We start from the raw sequence: 21,482 nt of genomic DNA on the forward strand, positions 1-21,482 counted from the left end.
GAAAATTTTGGAATTTGGGGAGTTACATCCCAGCGAAATCGCAAGGTTCTTTGAACTAGAGGAGTGTCCAAGATTTTTAATTTACCTTGATAGGAAGAAGAAAGGAGAGCTGAACGAATACATTAGGGTCATTAAAAAGAAAGAGGAAGAAAATAAGGCATTAGCAAAGTGGGGAAAGGAATTTGAACTTGAAATCCTCCAGGGGCTTAAAGGTAGGTTTAACTTTCCCTTCTATGGATTTTTTAAGAAGGGAGAAGAGGATGTAACGCTTGCATTTTTTAGGAAGTACTATAGAGGGAACGTTATAATATTCGGGGACGAAGAGGAGGCTTACCAAAAGTTCAGAGAGCTTTTAAACCTGAACAATATCCTCGTGTATCAAGCTCCACTCATAGGAAAGATAGGGAGGTTTAAAGTTAAAGGGCTCTCGGATTTCATAATAAAGCAGGGAGATACCTACTACATTCTTGAGGCTAAGTTTACAAAGGAAGAGAAGCTACCTCACAGGCTTCAGGCCGTTATATACGGAATGCTACTCGATAAGATAGTCAGAGGTAAAATAAAGCTAGCCATTGTCACTAAGGATAATTTTCCCTGGCCCCGGGAGTTTTTAGATTTCCCGAACGACGTTTTAGAGTTTGTAACAACGATAGAAGAAAAGCTGAGTGAAGAGATCAAATGGAGCGAAGCCTGGATAACGGCAAGATGTACAACGTGCCAATTCGAGCCTTTGTGCCTCTCGGAAGCCCTTGAGAAGAGGAGCCTCGGAATCCTGGGGATACCTCCGGGGGATATGAGGGTATTCGAAAAAATAGGAATAAGGACGATAGATGACCTCGCAAACCTAATGACATTTCCAACTGACAGCCCCATAAGCTTTGAGAGACCCCAGGTAAATGACCATGATGCCTTAGTTGAGATAACCAAAAGAACGAGCCTAAATGTACCAAGGCTCGTAAGGATTGCCCAAGCAGTTAGGGATGAAAGGAATGGTAAAGTTAAAAGGAAGTACATCCCAGGAACAGGATATAACCTTCCCTATGATGATGGACGGTTAGTTAAAATCTTTATATACGTTCAAAACAGCCCAGTAACCGATACGCTCATCGGAATCTCGGCCTTAGTTAAATCAAAGAACGGAGAAGTGTCCGTTGTTGAACTAGTTGATGACGTTCCCCTAGATCCAGAGATAGGGAAGGAAAAGGAGAGGGAGATGCTTGAGAGGTTCTTCAGGAAAGTAATAGAAGTTATAAAGAACCTCTCACCTGGTGAGGAAATTTACCCCCATCTATACTTTTACACAAGGGGACAGAGGGAGAGCCTCGTAGATGCCCTTAGAAGGCACAGGGGACTGTGGTGGAGCAAACCAATTAGGGCCCTTTTAAGCTTAAGGAAGGCCATAGACTGGGAAGGGTTCTCGATAATTAAGGATGAACTAATAGAGAGGCATGCATTACCCTTCGCCCAGGGATTGGGAATAATACCAGTTTCAATCCAGTTCGGGTACAGGTGGAAAGAAAACGAATCTTTCAAGGAGATCTTTGAAATCCTGGCAAGGAAGGAAGGTGAAAGGCTCAACTTGAAAAAGCTCTACAGCGTAACAGAGCACGATCCAATAAGGGAGCCATACTATCCGGCCTTGAATAGAGATGACGACGAGATCCCATTCACCCCATTCTGGAAAGCTCTAGTTGAGGGGATAACTAAGGATCCCAGAAAGATAAACGACGTTAAGGATATGCTAGAGCAAGTAGTGAGAGCTATGGCAAAGATAGAGGAAGAAATTCCAGAAAGATATAAAGAGTTCACGAAAAAGGAGGGGATACCTAAAAAGGAGTTTGAAAGCTTCGATCTTGAAGATGGGGATTTGGCCAGGGTTCTGATCGAGTACTTACTCCTGGAATTTCACTCTAGAAAGGGCCAACTCGAGAGGTATTACCGGATCCCTGAAGAGATAAGGGCCTATTCTGAAAAATCTGCAATTGTTAGGATTGAGAGTATAGAGAGGAAAACAAATGGAGAATGTGTAATAAAGGGGAAAATAGTCCTTCCGAGTGATGACGGTTTTAAGGGGTACTCACCCGAGGAGGTTCTAGTAGATATTGACGAGGATTCCTGGGTGTACGTAACTCCTCTTAGTATTTTAGGAGGGGATGATCCAGCTAAAATAATAAAGAGGTCTCCACTTGGGGTCATCGAGTATATAAACCATAGAGATGGAAGGATAATCCTAAAGCTAACCAACGTACCCCCAGGAAAGTTCACCCTTCGGCACTCAAAAAGTAAATGCAGGAATGGAGTGATTAACATCGAGGGGGTAAAGATCCACCTAGGAGATTACATAATCCTAGATCCAGCCATCGATGAAATAGGAATGTCAAGGGCATTTGAGGTTCTCGACAAGATTAATGAAGAAGCCCACGAGGTATATAGGCTTTTAAATGAGATATATGAGGGAAATACGAATATTAATCCCGAAATTGGGGTTTGGAAAAAAGAATATATTCAGGAATTCCTAAACTTTCTTCCCAGCCTAAATAGGGAACAGGTTAACTTTGCACTAGACTGCGAGCATAGAATAGTAACCCTTCAAGGGCCTCCAGGAACCGGGAAGACCTCAGGAGCAATAGCTCCAGCAATTCTTGCAAGGGCATATTCAACGATAAAGCAAGGAAAAAGCTCCCTATTTATAGTGACGGCCCTCTCCCATAGGGCCGTTAACGAAGCTCTAATAAGGACGTATAAGCTTAAAGAGAAGTTGAAAGATATCAAAGAACTCAAGAATGTAGAGCTTATAAGGGGAGTCTCAAGCGAAGAAGCTGTAAAACCCATGGAAAAGGAGTTAAATGGACTGAAAGTTAATGTGACAAATAAATTTTCATTTTCAAAGTCTCCTCTCTTTCTAACGGTAAAGATTCTCTTTGCAACACCTCAAACAGCGTTTAAACTTGCAAAAGATTATGATGCAGACCTCGTGGTGATAGATGAAGCAAGCATGCTGGACTTACCAATGTTCTTCTTGGCAACGAGTAATGCAAAGGGCCAGGTGTTGCTAGTAGGGGATCATAGACAGATGCAACCGATTCAAGTTCATGAGTGGGAGCTAGAAGATAGGAAAACCATTGAAGAGCACTTACCCTTCCTTTCGGTTTTAAACTTCATAAGGTTCCTGAGAGGAGAGCTCGAGGAAAGGGAGCTTAAGAGGTTTAAGAGAATTCTGGGTAGAGATCCACCAAGGTGGAATGTCGATAAAGATCGCGTCCTCCCAATGCACAGGCTTAGAGAAACTTTCAGACTCCCAAGAGCATTAGCCAAGTTACATTCAGAGCTCTTCTACTCCTTCGATGGGATAGAATTAATAAGCAGGAAAAACTCAGATAGAGAAGTCCTGGAAACGCTGAAAAAAGCAGGGAAAGACGAGTTCCTAAAGTTCATTCTAGATCCAGGGTATCCAGTAATTTTGATAATCCATAACGAGGGGGGCTCAACCAAGGTTAACGAGTTAGAAGCTGAGATAGTAAAGGATATTCTAAAGGAGGTTAAAGGCATCGATGTAGGTGTCGTTGTTCCTTACAGGGCCCAGAAGAGGCTAATAAGAAGCCTTGTAAACGTTCAGGTTGATACCGTTGAGAGATTCCAGGGGGGAGAAAAGGATGTCATAATAGTTTCCATGACATCCAGCGATCCAGCTTACCTCTCAAAGGTTCTGGAATTCATATATAATCCCAATAGACTGAACGTCGCCGGTAGTAGGGCCAAGGAAAAGCTAATACTAATAGCATCAAAGAATTTGTTCACGCTTTCTGCGAAGGATTTGGAAACCTTCGAGATACTAAGGCCATGGAAGAGGTTCTATATAAAAATGAGAAGGGAAGGAGAAAGTAGGAAATTTACAAAAGCTGATTACATATTAGAAGTGTTTAGGTGGGCTGGAGAGTAAGGCTTAATACCACAACCACAGCTTTCTAAATTAGGTGCATAATATGGAAGAGGTTAGAGAGGTAAAGGTTCTTGAAAAACCATGGGTTGAAAAGTATAGGCCTCAGAGATTAGATGAGATAGTGGGTCAAGAGCATATAGTTAAGAGGCTTAAACACTACGTTAAAACTGGGTCAATGCCCCATTTACTATTTGCAGGTCCTCCTGGTGTTGGAAAGTGCCTCACCGGAGATACTAAAGTTATAGCTAACGGTCAACTCTTCGAACTTAGGGAGCTTGTCGAAAAAATCTCCGGAGGAAAATTCGGCCCAACTCCCGTTAAGGGGTTAAAAGTTATTGGGATAGATGAAGATGGAAAGCTTAGAGAGTTCGAAGTTCAATATGTTTACAAAGATAAAACTGAGAGGCTAATAAGGATAAGGACTCGCCTTGGAAGGGAGCTTAAGGTAACCCCATACCATCCCCTCCTCGTGAATAGAAGGAACGGAGAGATAAAGTGGGTTAAAGCCGAAGAACTCAAACCTGGTGACAAACTTGCGGTACCGCGTTTCTTACCCATTGTAACCGGAGAAGATCCTCTGGCAGAGTGGCTTGGCTACTTCCTCGGAGGCGGTTATGCTGACTCAAAGGAGAACTTAATCATGTTTACCAATGAAGATCCCCTCCTAAGACAACGCTTCATGGAGCTAACGGAAAAGCTTTTCTCAGATGCAAGGATAAGGGAGATAACCCACGAGAATGGAACTTCAAAAGTTTATGTAAACTCCAAGAAAGCCTTAAAGCTAGTAAACTCCCTAGGAAATGCTCACATACCCAAAGAATGCTGGAGAGGAATTCGGTCTTTCCTCAGGGCTTACTTCGACTGCAATGGTGGCGTCAAGGGGAACGCTATAGTCCTAGCAACAGCTAGCAAGGAGATGTCCCAGGAAATAGCATATGCTCTAGCCGGCTTTGGAATAATCTCAAGGATACAAGAATACCGCGTTATTATATCAGGCTCAGATAACGTAAAGAAGTTCCTAAATGAGATCGGCTTTATTAATCGGAATAAACTTGAAAAGGCCCTAAAGCTTGTTAAAAAAGATGATCCAGGTCATGATGGCTTGGAGATCAACTATGAGCTAATATCCTACGTTAAAGATAGGCTTAGGTTAAGTTTCTTTAACGATAAGAGAAGTTGGAGCTACAGAGAAGCGAAGGAAATTTCCTGGGAGCTGATGAAAGAGATCTACTACCGCCTTGATGAGCTTGAGAAGCTGAAAGAGTCTTTGTCAAGGGGTATCCTAATCGACTGGAACGAAGTAGCAAAGAGGATAGAAGAGGTAGCAGAAGAAACTGGAATTAGAGCAGATGAACTCCTTGAGTACATAGAAGGAAAAAGAAAGCTGAGTTTCAAGGATTACATAAAGATAGCAAAGGTTCTTGGAATTGACGTTGAACATACCATCGAAGCTATGAGAGTTTTTGCAAGAAAGTATTCAAGCTACGCTGAGATTGGAAGGAGACTCGGTACCTGGAATTCTAGCGTGAAGACAATTCTCGAGAGCAACGCCGTGAACGTTGAAATCCTAGAGAGGATAAGGAAAATTGAACTTGAACTCATAGAGGAAATACTCTCCGATGAAAAGCTCAAGGAAGGGATAGCGTACTTAATCTTCCTCTCGCAAAATGAGCTTTATTGGGATGAGATAACTAAAGTAGAAGAGCTTAGGGGAGAGTTCATAATCTACGATCTTCACGTTCCTGGGTACCACAACTTCATAGCTGGAAACATGCCAACGGTAGTTCACAATACTACAGCAGCTTTAGCCCTCTCAAGAGAGCTTTTCGGCGAGAACTGGAGGCATAATTTCCTTGAATTGAATGCTTCAGATGAGAGAGGTATAAACGTGATTAGAGAGAAAGTTAAGGAGTTTGCAAGGACAAAACCCATAGGAGGAGCGAGCTTCAAGATAATCTTCCTTGACGAGGCCGACGCTTTAACTCAAGATGCCCAGCAAGCATTAAGGAGAACCATGGAGATGTTCTCGAGCAACGTTCGCTTTATCTTAAGCTGTAACTACTCCTCAAAGATCATTGAGCCCATACAGTCTAGATGTGCGATATTCCGCTTCAGACCCCTCCGTGATGAGGACATAGCAAAGAGATTAAGGTACATTGCCGAAAATGAAGGTTTAGAGCTAACTGAAGAAGGTCTCCAAGCAATACTTTACATAGCCGAAGGAGACATGAGAAGGGCCATAAACATTCTGCAAGCTGCAGCGGCCCTGGACAAGAAAATTACCGATGAAAATGTATTCATGGTAGCGAGTAGGGCTAGACCAGAGGATATAAGGGAGATGATGCTCTTAGCCCTTAAGGGTAACTTCCTGAAGGCTAGAGAAAAGCTCAGGGAAATACTCCTCAAGCAGGGGCTTAGTGGAGAGGATGTCTTAATTCAGATGCACAAAGAGGTATTTAACTTACCGATAGATGAGCCCACTAAAGTTTACCTAGCGGATAAGATAGGAGAGTACAACTTCAGGCTCGTTGAAGGAGCTAACGAGATGATACAGCTTGAAGCCCTCTTAGCTCAATTTACCTTAGTTGGAAAGAAGAAGTGATAGCCTATGCCCGATGTTCCATGGATTGAGAAGTACAGGCCAAGGAAGTTAAGTGAAATAGTTAACCAAGAGCAGGCCCTAGAGAAAGTTAGAGCATGGATAGAATCCTGGTTACATGGAAATCCACCGAAGAAAAAAGCCTTATTATTGGCCGGGCCCCCAGGAAGTGGGAAGACTACCACGGTTTACGCCCTAGCTCACGAATACAACTTTGAGGTTATAGAGCTCAATGCTAGCGACGAGAGGACTTATAACAAGATAGCTAGGTACGTTCAAGCGGCCTATACAATGGATATCATGGGTAAGAGGAGGAAGATAATCTTCCTGGATGAAGCCGACAATATTGAACCTAGTGGAGCTCCGGAAATTGCAAAGCTAATAGATAAGGCCAGGAACCCCATAATAATGGCCGCAAATCACTACTGGGAAGTTCCAAAGGAAATAAGAGATAGAGCTGAGCTCGTTGAGTATAAGAGATTAAACCAGAGGGATGTTATCTCTGCTTTAGTCAGAATACTCAAGAGAGAAGGAATAACAGTCCCCAAGGAGATCCTCACGGAAATAGCGAAGAGATCAAGCGGTGATCTGAGAGCTGCGATAAACGACCTTCAAACGATTGTGGCCGGTGGATATGAGGATGCAAAGTATGTCTTAGCTTACAGAGACGTTGAAAAGACGGTATTCCAATCTCTCGGGATGGTATTTAGTAGTGATAATGCTAAGAGGGCAAAGCTAGCCCTAATGAACCTGGATATGTCCCCAGATGAGTTCCTATTATGGGTCGATGAGAACATACCTCACATGTACCTTAAGCCCGAGGAAATGGCGAGGGCTTATGAAGCGATAAGTAGAGCTGATATCTACCTAGGAAGGGCTCAGAGAACGGGAAATTACTCGCTTTGGAAGTACGCCATAGACATGATGACCGCTGGAGTTGCCGTGGCGGGAACTAAAAAGAAGGGATTTGCAAAGTTTTATCCCCCAAATACCCTAAAAATGCTCGCAGAGAGCAAAGAGGAGAGATCCATAAGGGATTCCATTATTAAGAAAATAATGAAAGAGATGCACATGAGCAAGCTTGAAGCCCTGGAAACTATGAAAATCCTCAGGACGATATTCGAGAACAACCTAGATCTTGCAGCTCATTTCACGGTCTTTTTAGAGCTTACGGAGAAGGAAGTTGAGTTCCTAGCAGGAAAGGAAAAGGCCGGAACGATCTGGGGTAAAACACTTTCCATAAGGAGAAGGATTAAGGAAACAGAAAAAATTGAAGAGAAAGCCGTTGAGGAGAAAGTAGAGGAGGAAGAAGCTGAAGAGGAAGAAGAGGAGGAGAGGAAGGAAGAGGAGAAGCCCAAAGCTGAAAAGAAGAAAGGGAAGCAGGTCACACTCTTTGACTTTATTAAGAAGAATTAGAGGTCCAATACGGCCTCCTCAAGAGCACAGCCCTCTTAAATATCTCAATCAAATCAGCATCGCTTGCTCCATTCCTCAGGGGCCCCAGGATGTCAATGAGGTCATCTCGCCTAAGCAAACAAGTCTTCAAGTAGCCGTCAGCGGTAAGCCTTAACCTGGTACAGTTCATGCAAAAAACGGTGTTGTGCATTGACCTTACGACTTCAACCTCGACGATCTTACCGTCAATAGGGATAAAGTATTTCCTCCTCCTGTGCATTCTTCTCTCTTTCACTTTAACCGCAAGCTTTTCAAATTTCTCTTCTAAAGGCTTTAAAGGGTAAAAGAAATCCTTAAAGAATTGAGAGTTTTCCATTTCCCTGGGAACCTCCAGTTCTATAAGTTGAAGGATTGCGTTAACTTCGCCGGCGAATCTCATCATATCCCATATTTCATCATCATTTACCCCTTTCATCACAACCATGTTGAGCTTTACAGGATAAAAGAGCTTTGTCGCCTTTTTTATACCTTTAATAACTTCATCCAGAACATTAAAGCCCGTGATCATCTTATACTTCTTCCTATCAAGAGTATCGAGGCTTATATTAACTCGATCAAGGCCCGCTTCCTTCAGCTTCTCGGCCAATACGTACATCGTAGTTCCGTTTGTGGTTAAGGATAAATCTACAACGTAAGGCTTTAACCTTCTGATAATCTCTAGTATATCCTTCCTTATTGTTGGTTCTCCTCCAGTGAGTTTAACTTTTTTGATTCCAAGCCTGGATGCCACCCTTACGATCCTTTCAATTTCTTCAGGGGTCATGAACCTTTCTCCATCTAGCTGACCTTCCCTATGACAGTAGAAGCAGCTAAGATTGCACTCCTTAGTGAGGGATATCCTAAGGTTAGTAACGGGCCTTCCAAAGCGATCTATTAACATGATCAACCTCCATATCATCGAAGATATTGTTAAAAATATAAGTCATGCGCTAACAAAATTATTTAATCTCAATATCTGCACAGACCTTATAAACATGGGGCTTATAATCGGCCACCTTTCTCACTTTAACTTTACACTCCTTTCCCTGCTTTTGGCATTCTTTTATTATCTTTTCTTTGAACTCCCCTAGTTTATCCTCATGGATAAAATCATAGTAATGCAAGAATCTTTTAGCCTTGGAAAGGGTTAAAGCTAAAGCGTCAACTCCCTTTGGGGTTGGGCTTATCACCCTATCGAAGCTTGGAAGCTTGGGAAGTACATCAAAAACATCGCCATGAATAATGCTTATCTTTCCTTTCAACTTATCCTTATTTAAAAGCACGTTTTCCTGGGCTAGTTTTACGGCCTCATCGTTCAATTCGACGGCAACTATGTCAACTTTTCTAAACCTAGCTATTACTAGAGCATAGGGAAGGACACCTGCAAAGGGTATTAGGATCCTCTCTCCATCCTTAATTAACTGGGCAAGCCTGTATCTTTCCCCCTTCATCCTGGGATTAAAGAACACCTTAGAAAGGTCGATCTTCAGTAGAACGCCATTCTCTTTGTGAATAGTTTGCAACCTATTTTCGCCCCAGATTACCTCAAGCCTTCTAACCCTATAGACTCCAGTATGAAACCCCCTCCTAGCTATCACCTTAATCTTTGGATAAAGCTTCCTTATGGCTTCAACTATAACACCCTTCCTTGGCATAAGTTCGTCGGGAATTGATATTATAGCTATATCTCCAACTATGTCAAGCCTTCCAACCTTTTCTACAACATCCTTGGGTAACAAGTCCTCCAAGTTCCTGTATATCTGCCTTTCAGGCCTCAACGGTAACTCCAAATTATAAACGACTTCCAGTCCAAGCTCCTTGGCCTTAACATCATCAACAACAGGAAACACAACGTAATCCCCATCTCTTATAGGCCTTCTCTTTCCATCTAACAGGTTTTGAGATTTTAAAAGTTGAAGGATTTTCTCCGCTTCACTTTTCTTGGCTTTTACCCCAACCAACCCCGAGGCCTCCCCATATCGCCTCTTCAAAAGGGCAATATTAATTTAACTTCTTTTGCTTAAATAACATTTTGGGGTTGCAGAGTTGAAGGAGAAGTTGAGAAGGATCAGAGATTCCCACCGAGACTTTGAAAATTTGATTCCAGAAATTGCAAAGGGGTCAAGGGATGCTATTTCAAAGGCTTACGTGCTCATAAATAACGAGATAAGAGACATCTCCGAGATTTTAGATGAGGCCTTCAAGATTGGCAGAGAGTTCAAAGAGACTACTGAAGAAACTATGAAACTTATAATCCAAATGAAAGGAATTCTTGACGAGGTTCTAATAAATTTTAACGATGTGGATAAGTTAAGATTTTCACTTAGAAAACTCCTGAACTTTAACAGAAGCTTTGACTACATAATCACGGAAAATTTAAGCACGCTAATAACCTATGCAGAATTTGCGGAAATTATCGAGAAAGGAGCTGTTCCATCTTCAATATTGGATAAGATAAACAAGATTGAAGAATTTACTAAGCAAGTTAACACATTAATAAAATTCTTAAAGATGCTCTATGATAAACCATCAGACATTTTCAAAGTCGAGTTCTCGATTAGAAAGGCCAATCAGATGGGTATGAAATGGGTCAATATATGGTATCTTGAGAGAGAAACGGGACTTAATGGGGATGAAATAAGGGAGATACTGGAAGCCTTAACGCTCATTGGAGTTACTGAAAGGGCAGAAAGAGGTGGTGAAAGTGTCTACAGAATCAGAGATCTCGGTGAGGATTAGGGGAATTTATAGTACCGCATTAACTAAGCTTCTCTTAGACAAGGGGTTCAAAATAGTTCAACCCAGCGATATTATTGCAGAGAGACTTGGGTTAGAGAAGTCCTACGAAGACTTCGATATTGATATATACGACAGGAACCATGGAATTACGGTTGTTGGAACAAAAGTTGAAGAAATTAGAAAGGTTCTCGAAGAGGAACTCATTGATGTCTTCTTTAGGAAGCTCCCATATAAGTTGTATGGTGTTTACAAGGGAATAGTCGTGAAAAGAGACGATAGGTACGTGTACGTTGACATTGGAAACGCCATAGGAACTGTACTCATAGAGGAGTTGCCAGATGCTACGGAAGGGGATGAGGTAATAGTCCAGGTAAAGAAGCACAATGTTTTACCTCATTTGAGTGTTTTGATAACCATACCCGGAGACTATGCGGTATTAATACCGAAACCAATAGGAGTTCAGAGACATGTGAAAATTTCAAGGAAGATAAGGGATCCAGAAGAAAGGGAAAGACTAAGAATACTTGGCCTAAGCGTGAACCTCGGGGAGTGGGGAATTCTTTGGAGGACTGCAGCCGCCTATAAGGAATGGAGCGTTCTAAGGGATGAAATTGTGAGACTATCTAAGGTGGCCGATAAGCTTAAGGAAGCTGAAAAATACTCTGCGCCCGCTGAGATAATTGAAGGGAGGAACATCTATGAGATAGAATTTGGAGGAGGGGCGAAGAAGAAGTTGGACGAAATAAGAAATAAGGTAGTTCCCACCATAGAGGGGCATCACCAGTACAAATCGTACGATCCCGAATTTACATTAGCAGTCGAGGTTGCTGAGGGTATTTTAGCTAAGATGCCCTCTCAAAGACAGAAGATAAGTGAAGGCTTCATAGAGGCCATAGTCAATTCAAAAGGACCAAAGCTCGGATGGATGTTTACTTTAAATCACGTTAAACCAGACGGGCAGGTTATAAAAATAGGGCCCGGAGAGGTAATAGAGGTATCGGTTAAGCCCCTAAAGGTCAAGATAAGAAGGAACCTTAAACCCGGTAGAGTCTATGATGGATTAGAGGTTCCCATAGAGCCAGGGGATTACGCAATAACCGAGATAGAAGCTGGAAAATGGTGGTTTGTCCACCGCTACTATGATAGAAATGGTAATCTAAAGGGAGAGTTCTACAACATAAATACCCCCGTTGAGATATATCCAGATAAGGCAAGGTACATAGACCTAGAAGTTGACATAGTGAAATGGCCAGATGGAAAGAAAGAAATAATAGACAAAGAAAAGTTAAAGGAGCACTATGAAGATGGAATAATAAGCGAAAAGCTCTACAAATCCGTCTTAAGAATAGTCCAGGAAATTTATGAGAAGGTATGAACCCCATTTTTTATTTACTATCTTCTAATCCCTTATCCGTAATTTTAAAGTAAACTATTCCACCTTCAGGTCTAAACCTATGCCTTTCTAGAACCGCCAGCCTAACTCCAACCCTAAGCTTCTCGAATCTTAATATATCCTTTGTCCTATAACCCAGGGTATGTTCAGCTATAGGCCTTAGAGAGTTTGAATTAGAGTCGTGATAAACTTGATTAATAACTATTACAGCAACGTTTTTCCTTCTAGCCAGCCATTGGAGAACTTGAAGCTGTTTTGCTAGTTCACCATAATTTTTACTTCCTTCCGCTCGATAGTGGGCCGTCAACGAATCAACGACGACTAGGGAGAATTTTTCATCAACTATTGTTTTCAATTTGGAGATTACCCTCCTCTGCTCATTCAGATCCATAGGCTCAAAGATTATGAACTTTGATAGAGCCTTCTCTGGATCTAAACCCCTAGATCTAGCCATTTGGGCTAGCCTTTCAGGGGAGAATCCACCCTCAGTATCCACATAGGCAACCTTACCCTCATTTAAAAGGCCTACCTGCATTGCAAAGGTTGTTTTACCAGTAGCGAAGGGCCCATAAACCTGTAGTATTACCCTCCTAGCAACTCCTCCACCCAATAATTCATCTAATCCCTTAACTCCAGTGGTAAGCACCATACCCTGAACCTCAGACTTCGAACCCTTCATAGGGCTTTAGATCCTTTACTAGAACCCATACCCTTCTCCTCTGCAGTTCCCTCTTGAAGCTCTCTACATTGCCGGTACTACCGTAAGTTCCATAATGCATTGGTACTACGATTCTTGGTCTTATGATATCTATTATATCAACGGCCTCCCTCTCACTAGCTGTTGACCTTCCCCCTATAGGGACAAGGAGTATGTCTACCTGTCCCCTGAGCTCCCTGAAGCCTGGGCTGTAGTATGTGTCCCCAAGGTGAGCAACCCTCTTCTCCCCCAGAATTAAATATCCAAGGGGATACTGACTAGTTGGATGCTCAGTGTAAAAAGTCTTAACCGTCACGTCTCCCAGCTGAAATTCTTGATCGGCTTCCACTTCTCTAACTTTTGTCAATCCATCGCTTATGGCCATTAAATAAACCGTCTTAGGTCCTATTACCTCGGCATCGTTCAGCTTTGCTATTAGTGGTGTCTTACCATAATGATCCATATGTTCATGGGTAATTAAAATGTAATCAACTTTCTCCATCCTATCCTCATCAACATCAGGATAGGGGTCAATTAGGATGCTCACCCCTTTCGTTTTTACTAAGAAACATGCATGTCCATACCAAACTATCTTCATCGGTTAAGCCTCCAAGACATTTTTCTCGAGATATAACTTAAAAGTTGTGGTTATTTCCTTGAGAAGAAATCATCTAGGCTAATTACTTTTCTTTTCTTTGACTTTTCCTGCTCCTTCTTTCTTTGCTTTTTAGGCATTTCTTCTTTCTTCCCCTTATTATAACCGTTAGCAAAGTTTTCTAGGAGGCCCGATTTTTTGCTCCCTCCAGTCCTTTCCATGATAATTCTCTGACATATGTCATTGGGATTAACGAGAAGCGTTAACTGAGTCTCCGGAAATACAGTTTCAAACAGGGAATCTATATCCCTCTCGGTTAAGCATATCCTCTGCCTCGTATAGTTTTTAACTTTGTACTCCGTCACCAGCATCTTAGCCGTCCCAAGATACTTCTCTATGGCCCCTTTACTAACGGTGAGCACTATTTTTCCTCCGCAAATTGGACATTTACCATCGAGGGGAGGTCTCCTAAACTTTGTGTTGCACTTCACACAACGGAACTCCTGCCTAGTAAAGCTTCTCAAATTACCCCTAAGATCAGGGATCAAATGAGAATTGAGTATCGTCTCAGCAACTTTATGCTCATCAACGGCCCTGATCCTCCTGGCGACGTCAAGTTGCCTCTTCACTTTTTCTTCCATATCTCCCAATTGCTTGTAAAGGCTCATCTTAGGGCCGAGGGCTATATCATCCGTGTCGTGGGTGAACTTCAGCCCATAATACATTTCAGGTTTTCCCAATCTATCCTCGACTCTCTCAATAACTCCTACCAACTCCTTTGGAGACTTAAGTTCGTAGGTAGCCTCATAAAACTCGAGAGGATAGTACCTGACTATATCCATGTTATGAACCTCGCTATCAACTTCCCTCGGATCTAAGCGCGTTGTGATGACCAATGGGGCATCCATCTTTCCACCACGCTTCTCTGGAAGATAATAGCGGGAAAAGTTTAGTAAAGCATCCAGGAGCAACATGACAGCATCTTCATCACCATCGCACTGATGCGTCACAATATTTTCATTAATTATTACAGTATGATATTTTTTAGCATTAAGAGAGAACACAAAGTCCTCAGGCGGTTCTATGAACTCTATTTTTTTAACAGCAACCTTAAGGGGTTCCAAAGTTGATTCATCGATTATAATTATTATATTCCCCTCCCTAACCTCAAATGCCCTTTTCTCCACGAACTTTCCATTTTCATATACGAGGACTGGGTGATCCACGGTTGTCTCAAAGCTACTTCCGAGCTCAAGTTCAAAGCGAATTAAATGATCAGTAGCAGGGGCTTTTATTACCTCCTCAATATCGGTCAGAACTACCTTACCTTCCTCAGGGTTGAAGGAGTATACCTTAATGTCTACCTTTGGCTTTTTCCTTACGTACACCATGCTTTCATAATGTTCCTCGTCAAAGAGCTCATATAATTCCTTAAGTGTAACTCTCTGCGGAGTTCCATTAATTTGAACTAATATTCTTGTATCTCCCGGGAAGCAATTTCTCCTCTTTGCAGCGTGGAAGTAGGGATGAGCATAACCAACCAAGGCATCAACGAACCCTATGATCCTTCCGACGATTCCAGCGGAAGTGTGAGGAGCAAGCCCTATCACCAAATGTCCAATTAGATCTTCCATCTTCTCAGCATTGTAGAACCTTGGAAGACCATAAAACTTCTCAAGGAGGTCATCAACGAACTTTGCAACTTTCAAAAGGTATTTACCTGCTTCTTTGGAGAGTATAATATCCTGAGGCTTAAGCTCAACTATCTGATCTTCGCTAACCAAGGGATTACCCTCGAAGTCGTGGGTATACCCCAGCTCTCTAAGTTTCTCAACTGAAACTCCAATTTCTCTGGGTCTAAAATGGGTTATTGGAGCATCAGTGGCGTCAAACCTAATTGTCCCATCTTTAAACACATATACATCATTTTTAGCCCTAAGAAGTCCTTTCTCCAGAGGTTCCGGCATTTTCCAGCCGGATGTCATTCCCATAACTCCCTTCAGCTTGTCAATGCCATAAACTTTGACATTATCCATGGCCCTCTTAAGCAACTCTGATGGCTTTATCTTTCTCTTAGCATAAGGCTTTAGCTTAACGTTGCACTTTGGACAGGTGTAGTTATAGCCACTTGCCTGGCTCTCGGGGTACTCCGCGTTACACCTAGGGCATACCCAGATCAATTCCTTCCTGGTTCCACAGTTGGGACAGATATGCTCAGGGCCAACGTGACCACATTTGGGGCACTTGAAGAGGGCTATTTCAACCTCGGCAACCTTACCCTCCTCAGCGGCCTTCTTTATATCTCTACTACTTCCACCAGCAAGTCCTATTGGGAAGAGAACTTGAACAGGAGGCTTCATCTTTCTCTCCTTAGCTTTCTCGGGCCTCCCCATCCTGGCCCCTATCCAGCTTATTCCCCTATCCCTAAGCTTAATCTCATTGTTTTCGTTTATGATATCTATGGTCGTGTGTAAAGGTTTAGCTCTGAACTCCCACTCAAGATTGCCAAGGGGAGTTAATAGAGCTGCAGCCCAGGGATAATCAACGATAACGTTTTTACCCTCCACCTTATGTGGAAGTCCCAGGAGCTCAAGGGCTCTCTTAGAATCTCTAAGTTTTTCTAGGGGTATAACTATCCTCCTGGCAAACTTAATTCCCCTGAAGTTATCCCAGTCGATATGAGCGTGTTCCTTGAGCACCCTCCAAAGCTTCTCCACTTGCTCGGGCTTCACGGAATTCCAATAGAGGGTATAATACGGATGAAGGGGTATCCCAAGTATTTCGGAGAAATGAATAGCAAGCTCAACTGGAGGCTTAGTCCTTAAGGGATCCTTAAGTAGCTCTTTCAAAAATTCAATGTCAACCTCGAGATAATCTGCCGCTTCCTCAAGATCTTCACTCGAATTAACTTCAAATGGTTTAAGCTCCACTTCATAAATTTCATTGAGAGCCTTCGTAAATTCCAGTATCCACCACTCTTCGCAATAATTGGCCGGAAGGAGGGTCTGATTATTCTCAACGAAGTCACCAAAAGCAATGACAGCATCCCCTAAGTATAAGATCTCCTCAACTTCATCCCTGATCTTGAGGGCTAGCTTGTAATCGTCAACCTTCACTACGCTACCATCCTTGAGCTTGACTATTGGGCCCTCTATAGTAGTTACAGGAGTTACCACAGCGCCCTTTCCTGGTCTCTCAGTCTTTAATTGAGTCCCAATGGCTAAGAACTCATCAACTAAAATCATTGTCGCTGGATTTATTCCCCAAGTTGCAAATCCACTCACCCTGCTCCTTCCATAGCGTAGCCTAAATCCTCCATTCCTGGAGGGATCTGAGAAGAGAGGTCTCCCACCTATTATTTCCTTAGCATACTTATCATTTGGAGCAATCTCAGATTTGAACTTCTGATAGAGAGAGTAGTAAAAGCCCATGTCAACTTCTACCTTTGTCTCTTCAACTGTTGATTCAGCAGATCCTTCCTCTTCAATTTCTTCTCCCTTTTCCTTAGCTTCGACGAATTCTTTAAGCCACTCCCAACCTTCAATTCCCATCTTATCTATATATTTAACTAACTTCTTGGCCTTCTGAAGAACTCCCTCCGCTAGGACTAGAATAGCACCACCCCTAAGTTGGTTGGTTTCCACTCCAGGGATATCTCTGTGAGAAACTTCAACTTCATCCGTAGCTTCTCCAGTAATTTCAATTGGAATATTCCTCATAGCTAACCTTACTTCCTCTGGGGAAGGATGATACTGTAGTCTAGAAACAGTCCTATGATAGAGATCAACTTCCTCAACCATTCTTTCTATGTGCTTTTCACTTGGCTTAAATCTATCAAGGCCTAGCTTTCTCCTCACGTAGTCGCCAACGAGAACACTTAGCGCTTGGGCCGTTCCTCCAGAGCTTCTGATTGGCCCAGCATAGTAGAGAGCTAAATACTCAGAATTATCGGACCATGTGTTCCTCTTTATCTTAACACTAGCTATTCCCTCAATTGGAGCGGAAACTACACCTTCAGTTAGTATGGCAAGGGCCGTCCTTACGGCCTGTTCAGCATACTTTTCCTTACTTCCCAGATCACCGAATTTTCCATCTATTATCTCATCAACTATTTTGAGAGCAGCTATCTCCTTACCATATTCCTTAACTAGCTCCCTAATTCTTTCGGCAACTCCTGGGGGGCCGACTAAGCTTTCAACTCTTCCGGCCATGTCAGAAGCTTGAGGGATCTCAACATCCAAGCTAGGATCCTTACCCTGAGCTCTAGCCTTCTTGGCTATCTCATAAGCTTTATCTATCTCCCTCTGTAACATGGAAAAGTACTCTTCCATTTCCTTTGGAAGCTCCATCAGCACCACCTACTAAAGTCGAGAACTTTAATAACCCTCGCGCTTTCGACATCAACTATTGGTACCAACCCGGGGGTTGGGACTATGTTAACCATCTTCTGGAATTCAGTCTGTGCTTGCCAAGTTGCCGAGTTCACGAGTTGCACACCCCTATAAACCGCAGTATCGTAAACATGCACATGTCCCATCTGAACTAGATCCGGAACTTCCTCTATTACCAATAGATCCTCAGGATCTGGAGCGATCGGAACCTTCCCTCCAAAGGTTGGAGCTAAATGTCTCATTTTAAGCAACTCAACCATGGGTAAGCCAGGTTTATGATGCGTCAATCCAGGAACGAATGAAACAACATCCTCTATTCCCCTTCCATGGGCTATCAAAAAATCCCTACCATGAAGCCTTATGACCGCTGGGTTGCTGATTATCACAGTATTCTTCAACTTATACAGGGGCTTCGCGTACTCCTCGTAAAACTCAGGTTGCGGTATTGCGGGCCTTGCAGCATCATGATTACCGGGGCCTATGAAGATCGTTATATGCTTGGGAACGTTCGAGAGGAGGTTCGCAAGGGCCTCATACTGATCAAAGATATCGGGAATTATTAGGTCAGAATACTGGCCAGGATAAATTCCGATGCCATCGACAACATCCCCTGCTATAATTAAATACCTTATTCTACTTACAATCTCTTCTTCCTCCTTGCTCTCAACGTAACCATTAAGCCACTCCAGGAACTTAATAAATGCCTTTTCACAAAATTCCTTGCTTCCAACGTGGATATCACTCGTCAAAACGGCGTAAACCTTCTCTTCCAATGGGGGCTTCTGCTTTCTATATAGCGGAACATCAGGTAAATAAAATCTATTTGCAAAGAATATTCCCCTTTTCGAATAAACTCCCTTGAAAGCAACTACAGCATCGGGAAGAACTTTCAAGGCTTCCCTGTAATCTTCAGAGTCTTTCGGAAGAAACACCTTAACTCTATCCGTTTGATCCTCGACCTCAAATATCAGCCCCTTAGAGGTCTCCTTCTTACTATTGACGAGCCCTATTATAGTAACCTCCTCATCACCCTTGACGTATTTCAGCTTCTTTATATCAATAACATTGCTCACTTCAGGATTTTCCCTTAAGATCCTTCTAAGCTTCCTTAACCTACTCCTGAAAAGAGAGGCATAAGCCTCAACTATTATCTCTCCCTCTTTTCCCGAACCGCTCTTAACCTTTGGAGGCTTAAGTTTTACTCGTCTAACGTCAAATTTTATCTCATAGTCTTTTTCTATCGGAACGACTTCGAGGTTAGGATTGATCTCAATTGTTACATCTTCATACTTAGGATACTCTTCTAGTTCTTCCTCAATTTCCTCTGGAACATACGTGAAGGGATAGCCGTATTTATCGAAAACTACCACCGTACCTCCATTATTATTTTCCACTTCGGGGACTTCATCTCCAGTGGAAATAGAACTCTCTCCACCTTCAATGTCCCCTATTTCTTCCTCTAATATATCTAAAGTAGGCTGTAGTTCCTCAGTTTTTGGAGTTTCTCCAGTGGAAATAGAACTCTCTACACTAGATTCATTCGTTATTTTTTCCAGTTCTTCATGATCTGGAACCTTCTGTGAACCTTCTCCAGTGGAAATGTAACCCTCCTTTATTTCCTGTGGAAGTTCAACTTCAGCCCCGATGGACTTAAGGAATTCATTAGCAATCTCATCATCTATGATGAACGTTTCCCTGGATTTTGCAAATTTTATCAATTCTATGAGCGAGAACTTTCCCTCATTGAAATGGCCAACTAAGAGGTAATAGGCAGAAGGAGTTATAAGGTACCCGTTTTTCATTAATCCCTTTACGAATTCATCCATTAAACTAACCTCCTCTGACTATCCTTAAGGCTTATCGCAAGTAAGGGTTGGATAGTATAATCATACCTAAACACGTTCCTAATTTTATATGGAGTTACATTCAGCCTTATTTCCTTCGTTCTACCGTAGCGTCCCTTGCTAACAACTTTAGCATTTATTATCCCCAGCATGTCAAGCTCGTTAATTAGATCACTTATCCTTCTCTGAGTCAATGGCTCTAAGTCAAGATATTCACAGAGGTCCCGATAGACAGAGTAAACCTCCCCTGTATTGGCTGGCAACTCCCCATTTTCATCCAATAGAACGATCGCATACAGTAAAACCTTTGACTGAAGTGGAAGTGTCTTAATTACTTCCTCCATCATATCCTGCTCTATTTTTTCCTGGGCCTTCCATACATGCTTTTCAGTCACCTTACTGGCCCCTTCCCTTTCAGCTATTTCACCAGCAACCCTAAGTAAATCTAAAGCTTTTCTAGCGTCACCATGCTCCCTAGCCGCAAGTGCAGCACAGAGGGGTATAACACCATCGTCAAGAACCCCAGGATAAAAGGCTTCCTCGGCCCTCTGCATTAGAATATCCCTAAGCTGATTAGCATCATAAGGTGGAAAGACTACCTCTTCCTCACTTAAGCTTGAAAGAACCCTTGGATCTAGGTACTCCTTAAACTTTAGATCGTTCGATATTCCAATAACGCTAACCTTAGCCCTTTTGAGTTCCGTGTTTATCCTGGTTAGAGAATATAAAACTTCATCCCCACTCTTCTTAACGAGCTTATCTATCTCATCAAGGACTATTATAACGAACCTCTCCCTCATGTCTATTACCTGTTTAAGCTTCGCGTAAACCTCATCCGTGGGCCAGCCAACTAGTGGAACTTCAATTCCAGTCTCATGCTTGAAGTGGTTAACTATGTTAGCTAAAACACGATAATGAGTGTCAACTATCTCACAGTTAATATAAATTACATCGACTGGAATATTATACTTGTGAGAAACTTTCTTAAGCTCCTCAGTTACGAACTTTACAGTTACCGTTTTTCCAGTCCCTGTTTTTCCATAGACGAAAATATTTGAGGGGGTTTCACCTTTTAAGACCGGAACCAAAATCTGGGCTAGGGTTTCTATCTGCTCGTGCCTGTGGGGTAAATCTTTAGGTGTATAACTGTGCCTAAGCACTTCCTTATTTTTAAATATCTTCCTAGCTTTGAGTAATTTCTCAAACAGCTGATCTAGGTGAAGTTGCTCACCTTCGTTCATTGATGTCCCTCCACTGGAAACTATACTTTTAAAGTACACGTCTCGAGTTTCCACTGGAAATATAACACTAATCGCTATTTAATTTTCTTTTAATAGCACATTAAGACATGAACAGCTTTTGAAATTGGAACGTTATTGTCAAATTTTCCATAGGAAACATTGGAACCATTGGAAAGCAACCTAATTCTCACCTCAACAGTTTTTATCCTTTATTTGACAAATGCATGTCCAAAAAATGAAAAATATCTCATATAATCTTCCAATAGAAGCTACATAATTTTCCAGGAGAAGCAGGGGATGCAATGATCAATGCTGTGCATTTCATGTTTACATTGTAGTATCTTCGATCCGATTTCCTTTGGAAGTTAAATGCACATAAATGTTCATTCAGACATGGACGTTAAGGCATATAAATGAGTATTAAGTTAACTTAATTTGTTTACTAAAATCAGAAATTTAAACAGAAGTGAAGTCCCCCAGGGTTTCATTTCCACTGGAACTCGGGGGAGACACCGAGAGAATATTAATTTTTATTTCTGACAAGACACTCTCCCATACTAGTTGGTTCTCCTATTTAAATATTTTTCTATGAACATAATATAAAAGTAA

The 21,482-nt window shown here is 42.2% G+C and carries 12 protein-coding genes; 5 read left to right on the forward strand and 7 right to left on the reverse strand.

Annotated elements, in window-relative coordinates; all coding sequences use genetic code 11:
• Positions 1–7 precede the first annotated feature (7 nt).
• The 3 genes from PH_RS00515 to PH_RS00525 are packed head-to-tail and all read left to right on the forward strand — an operon-like array spanning position 8 to position 7,955.
• Positions 8–3,940, forward strand: coding sequence for a bifunctional RecB family nuclease/DEAD/DEAH box helicase (locus tag PH_RS00515; RefSeq protein WP_048053031.1), 3,933 nt, complete (start codon positions 8–10; stop codon positions 3,938–3,940).
• A 43-nt stretch (positions 3,941–3,983) separates the two neighbouring features.
• Positions 3,984–6,542, forward strand: coding sequence for a replication factor C small subunit (locus tag PH_RS00520; protein WP_048053032.1), 2,559 nt, complete (start codon positions 3,984–3,986; stop codon positions 6,540–6,542).
• A gap of 6 nt (positions 6,543–6,548) precedes the next feature.
• A complete protein-coding gene (locus PH_RS00525; RefSeq protein WP_010884229.1) occupies positions 6,549–7,955 on the forward strand; it encodes a replication factor C large subunit in 1,407 nt (468 codons plus the stop codon).
• On the opposite strand, the gene moaA is transcribed toward PH_RS00525, so the two are convergent.
• Together moaA and PH_RS00535 are read right to left on the reverse strand one after the other, a co-directional pair.
• Positions 7,942–8,874, reverse strand: a complete 933-nt coding sequence (gene moaA / locus PH_RS00530; RefSeq protein ID WP_048053033.1) for a GTP 3',8-cyclase MoaA — start codon at positions 8,872–8,874, stop codon at positions 7,942–7,944. The two genes, PH_RS00525 and moaA, sit on opposite strands and share 14 nt — an antisense overlap.
• A gap of 58 nt (positions 8,875–8,932) precedes the next feature.
• Entirely contained in the window at positions 8,933–9,934 is a 1,002-nt protein-coding gene (locus PH_RS00535) for a tRNA (guanine(37)-N1)/4-demethylwyosine(37)-methyltransferase Taw22 (RefSeq protein WP_048053034.1), read from the reverse strand.
• An 85-nt stretch (positions 9,935–10,019) separates the two neighbouring features.
• On the opposite strand from PH_RS00535, the gene PH_RS00540 reads away from it, so the two are divergent.
• Together PH_RS00540 and PH_RS00545 are read left to right on the forward strand one after the other, a co-directional pair.
• Positions 10,020–10,712: a hypothetical protein gene (locus PH_RS00540; protein ID WP_048053035.1), complete on the forward strand. Its 693-nt coding sequence runs from the start codon at positions 10,020–10,022 to the stop codon at positions 10,710–10,712.
• On the forward strand, positions 10,678–12,087 hold the full coding sequence (locus PH_RS00545) for a DUF402 domain-containing protein (protein ID WP_048053036.1): 1,410 nt from the start codon (positions 10,678–10,680) through the stop codon (positions 12,085–12,087). The genes PH_RS00540 and PH_RS00545 overlap by 35 nt, the downstream gene beginning before the upstream one ends.
• Before the next feature lie 10 nt (positions 12,088–12,097).
• Here PH_RS00545 and radB read toward each other — a convergent pair whose 3' ends face one another.
• From radB to PH_RS00570, 5 genes are read right to left on the reverse strand one after another with little or no spacing between them, the layout of a single operon-like run.
• Entirely contained in the window at positions 12,098–12,784 is a 687-nt protein-coding gene (radB, locus tag PH_RS00550) for a DNA repair and recombination protein RadB (protein ID WP_010884234.1), read from the reverse strand.
• Positions 12,765–13,400 (reverse strand): MBL fold metallo-hydrolase, encoded by a 636-nt coding sequence (locus tag PH_RS00555; protein ID WP_010884235.1) that lies wholly within the window; start codon positions 13,398–13,400, stop codon positions 12,765–12,767. Before PH_RS00555 ends, radB begins: the two co-directional genes overlap by 20 nt.
• A 50-nt stretch (positions 13,401–13,450) precedes the next feature.
• Positions 13,451–17,746 carry a DNA-directed DNA polymerase II large subunit gene (locus tag PH_RS00560; protein ID WP_048053037.1) on the reverse strand — a complete coding sequence of 1,432 codons (4,296 nt, stop codon included), beginning with the start codon at positions 17,744–17,746 and terminating at the stop codon, positions 13,451–13,453.
• Positions 17,746–19,614, reverse strand: a complete 1,869-nt coding sequence (locus PH_RS00565) for a DNA-directed DNA polymerase II small subunit (RefSeq protein WP_010884237.1) — start codon at positions 19,612–19,614, stop codon at positions 17,746–17,748. Before PH_RS00565 ends, PH_RS00560 begins: the two co-directional genes overlap by 1 nt.
• Positions 19,614–20,873, reverse strand: coding sequence for an ORC1-type DNA replication protein (locus PH_RS00570; protein WP_048053038.1), 1,260 nt, complete (start codon positions 20,871–20,873; stop codon positions 19,614–19,616). Before PH_RS00570 ends, PH_RS00565 begins: the two co-directional genes overlap by 1 nt.
• Positions 20,874–21,482: the final 609 nt, after the last annotated feature.

It is taken from the genome of Pyrococcus horikoshii OT3 (genome assembly GCF_000011105.1).
GTDB classification, from domain to species: Archaea; Methanobacteriota_B; Thermococci; order Thermococcales; family Thermococcaceae; genus Pyrococcus; species Pyrococcus horikoshii.

What these genes read in the sequence shown, in the direction of transcription:
- PH_RS00520 (WP_048053032.1), top strand. Translation starts at nt 3,984, where the DNA reads ATGGAAGAGGTTAGAGAGGTAAAGGTTCTTGAAAAACCATGGGTTGAA.
- PH_RS00525 (WP_010884229.1), top strand. Translation starts at nt 6,549, where the DNA reads ATGCCCGATGTTCCATGGATTGAGAAGTACAGGCCAAGGAAGTTAAGT.
- moaA (WP_048053033.1), bottom strand. Translation starts at nt 8,874, where the DNA reads ATGTTAATAGATCGCTTTGGAAGGCCCGTTACTAACCTTAGGATATCC.
- radB (WP_010884234.1), bottom strand. Translation starts at nt 12,784, where the DNA reads ATGAAGGGTTCGAAGTCTGAGGTTCAGGGTATGGTGCTTACCACTGGA.
- PH_RS00555 (WP_010884235.1), bottom strand. Translation starts at nt 13,400, where the DNA reads ATGAAGATAGTTTGGTATGGACATGCATGTTTCTTAGTAAAAACGAAA.
- PH_RS00560 (WP_048053037.1), bottom strand. Translation starts at nt 17,746, where the DNA reads ATGGAGCTTCCAAAGGAAATGGAAGAGTACTTTTCCATGTTACAGAGG.
- PH_RS00565 (WP_010884237.1), bottom strand. Translation starts at nt 19,614, where the DNA reads ATGGATGAATTCGTAAAGGGATTAATGAAAAACGGGTACCTTATAACT.
- PH_RS00570 (WP_048053038.1), bottom strand. Translation starts at nt 20,873, where the DNA reads ATGAACGAAGGTGAGCAACTTCACCTAGATCAGCTGTTTGAGAAATTA.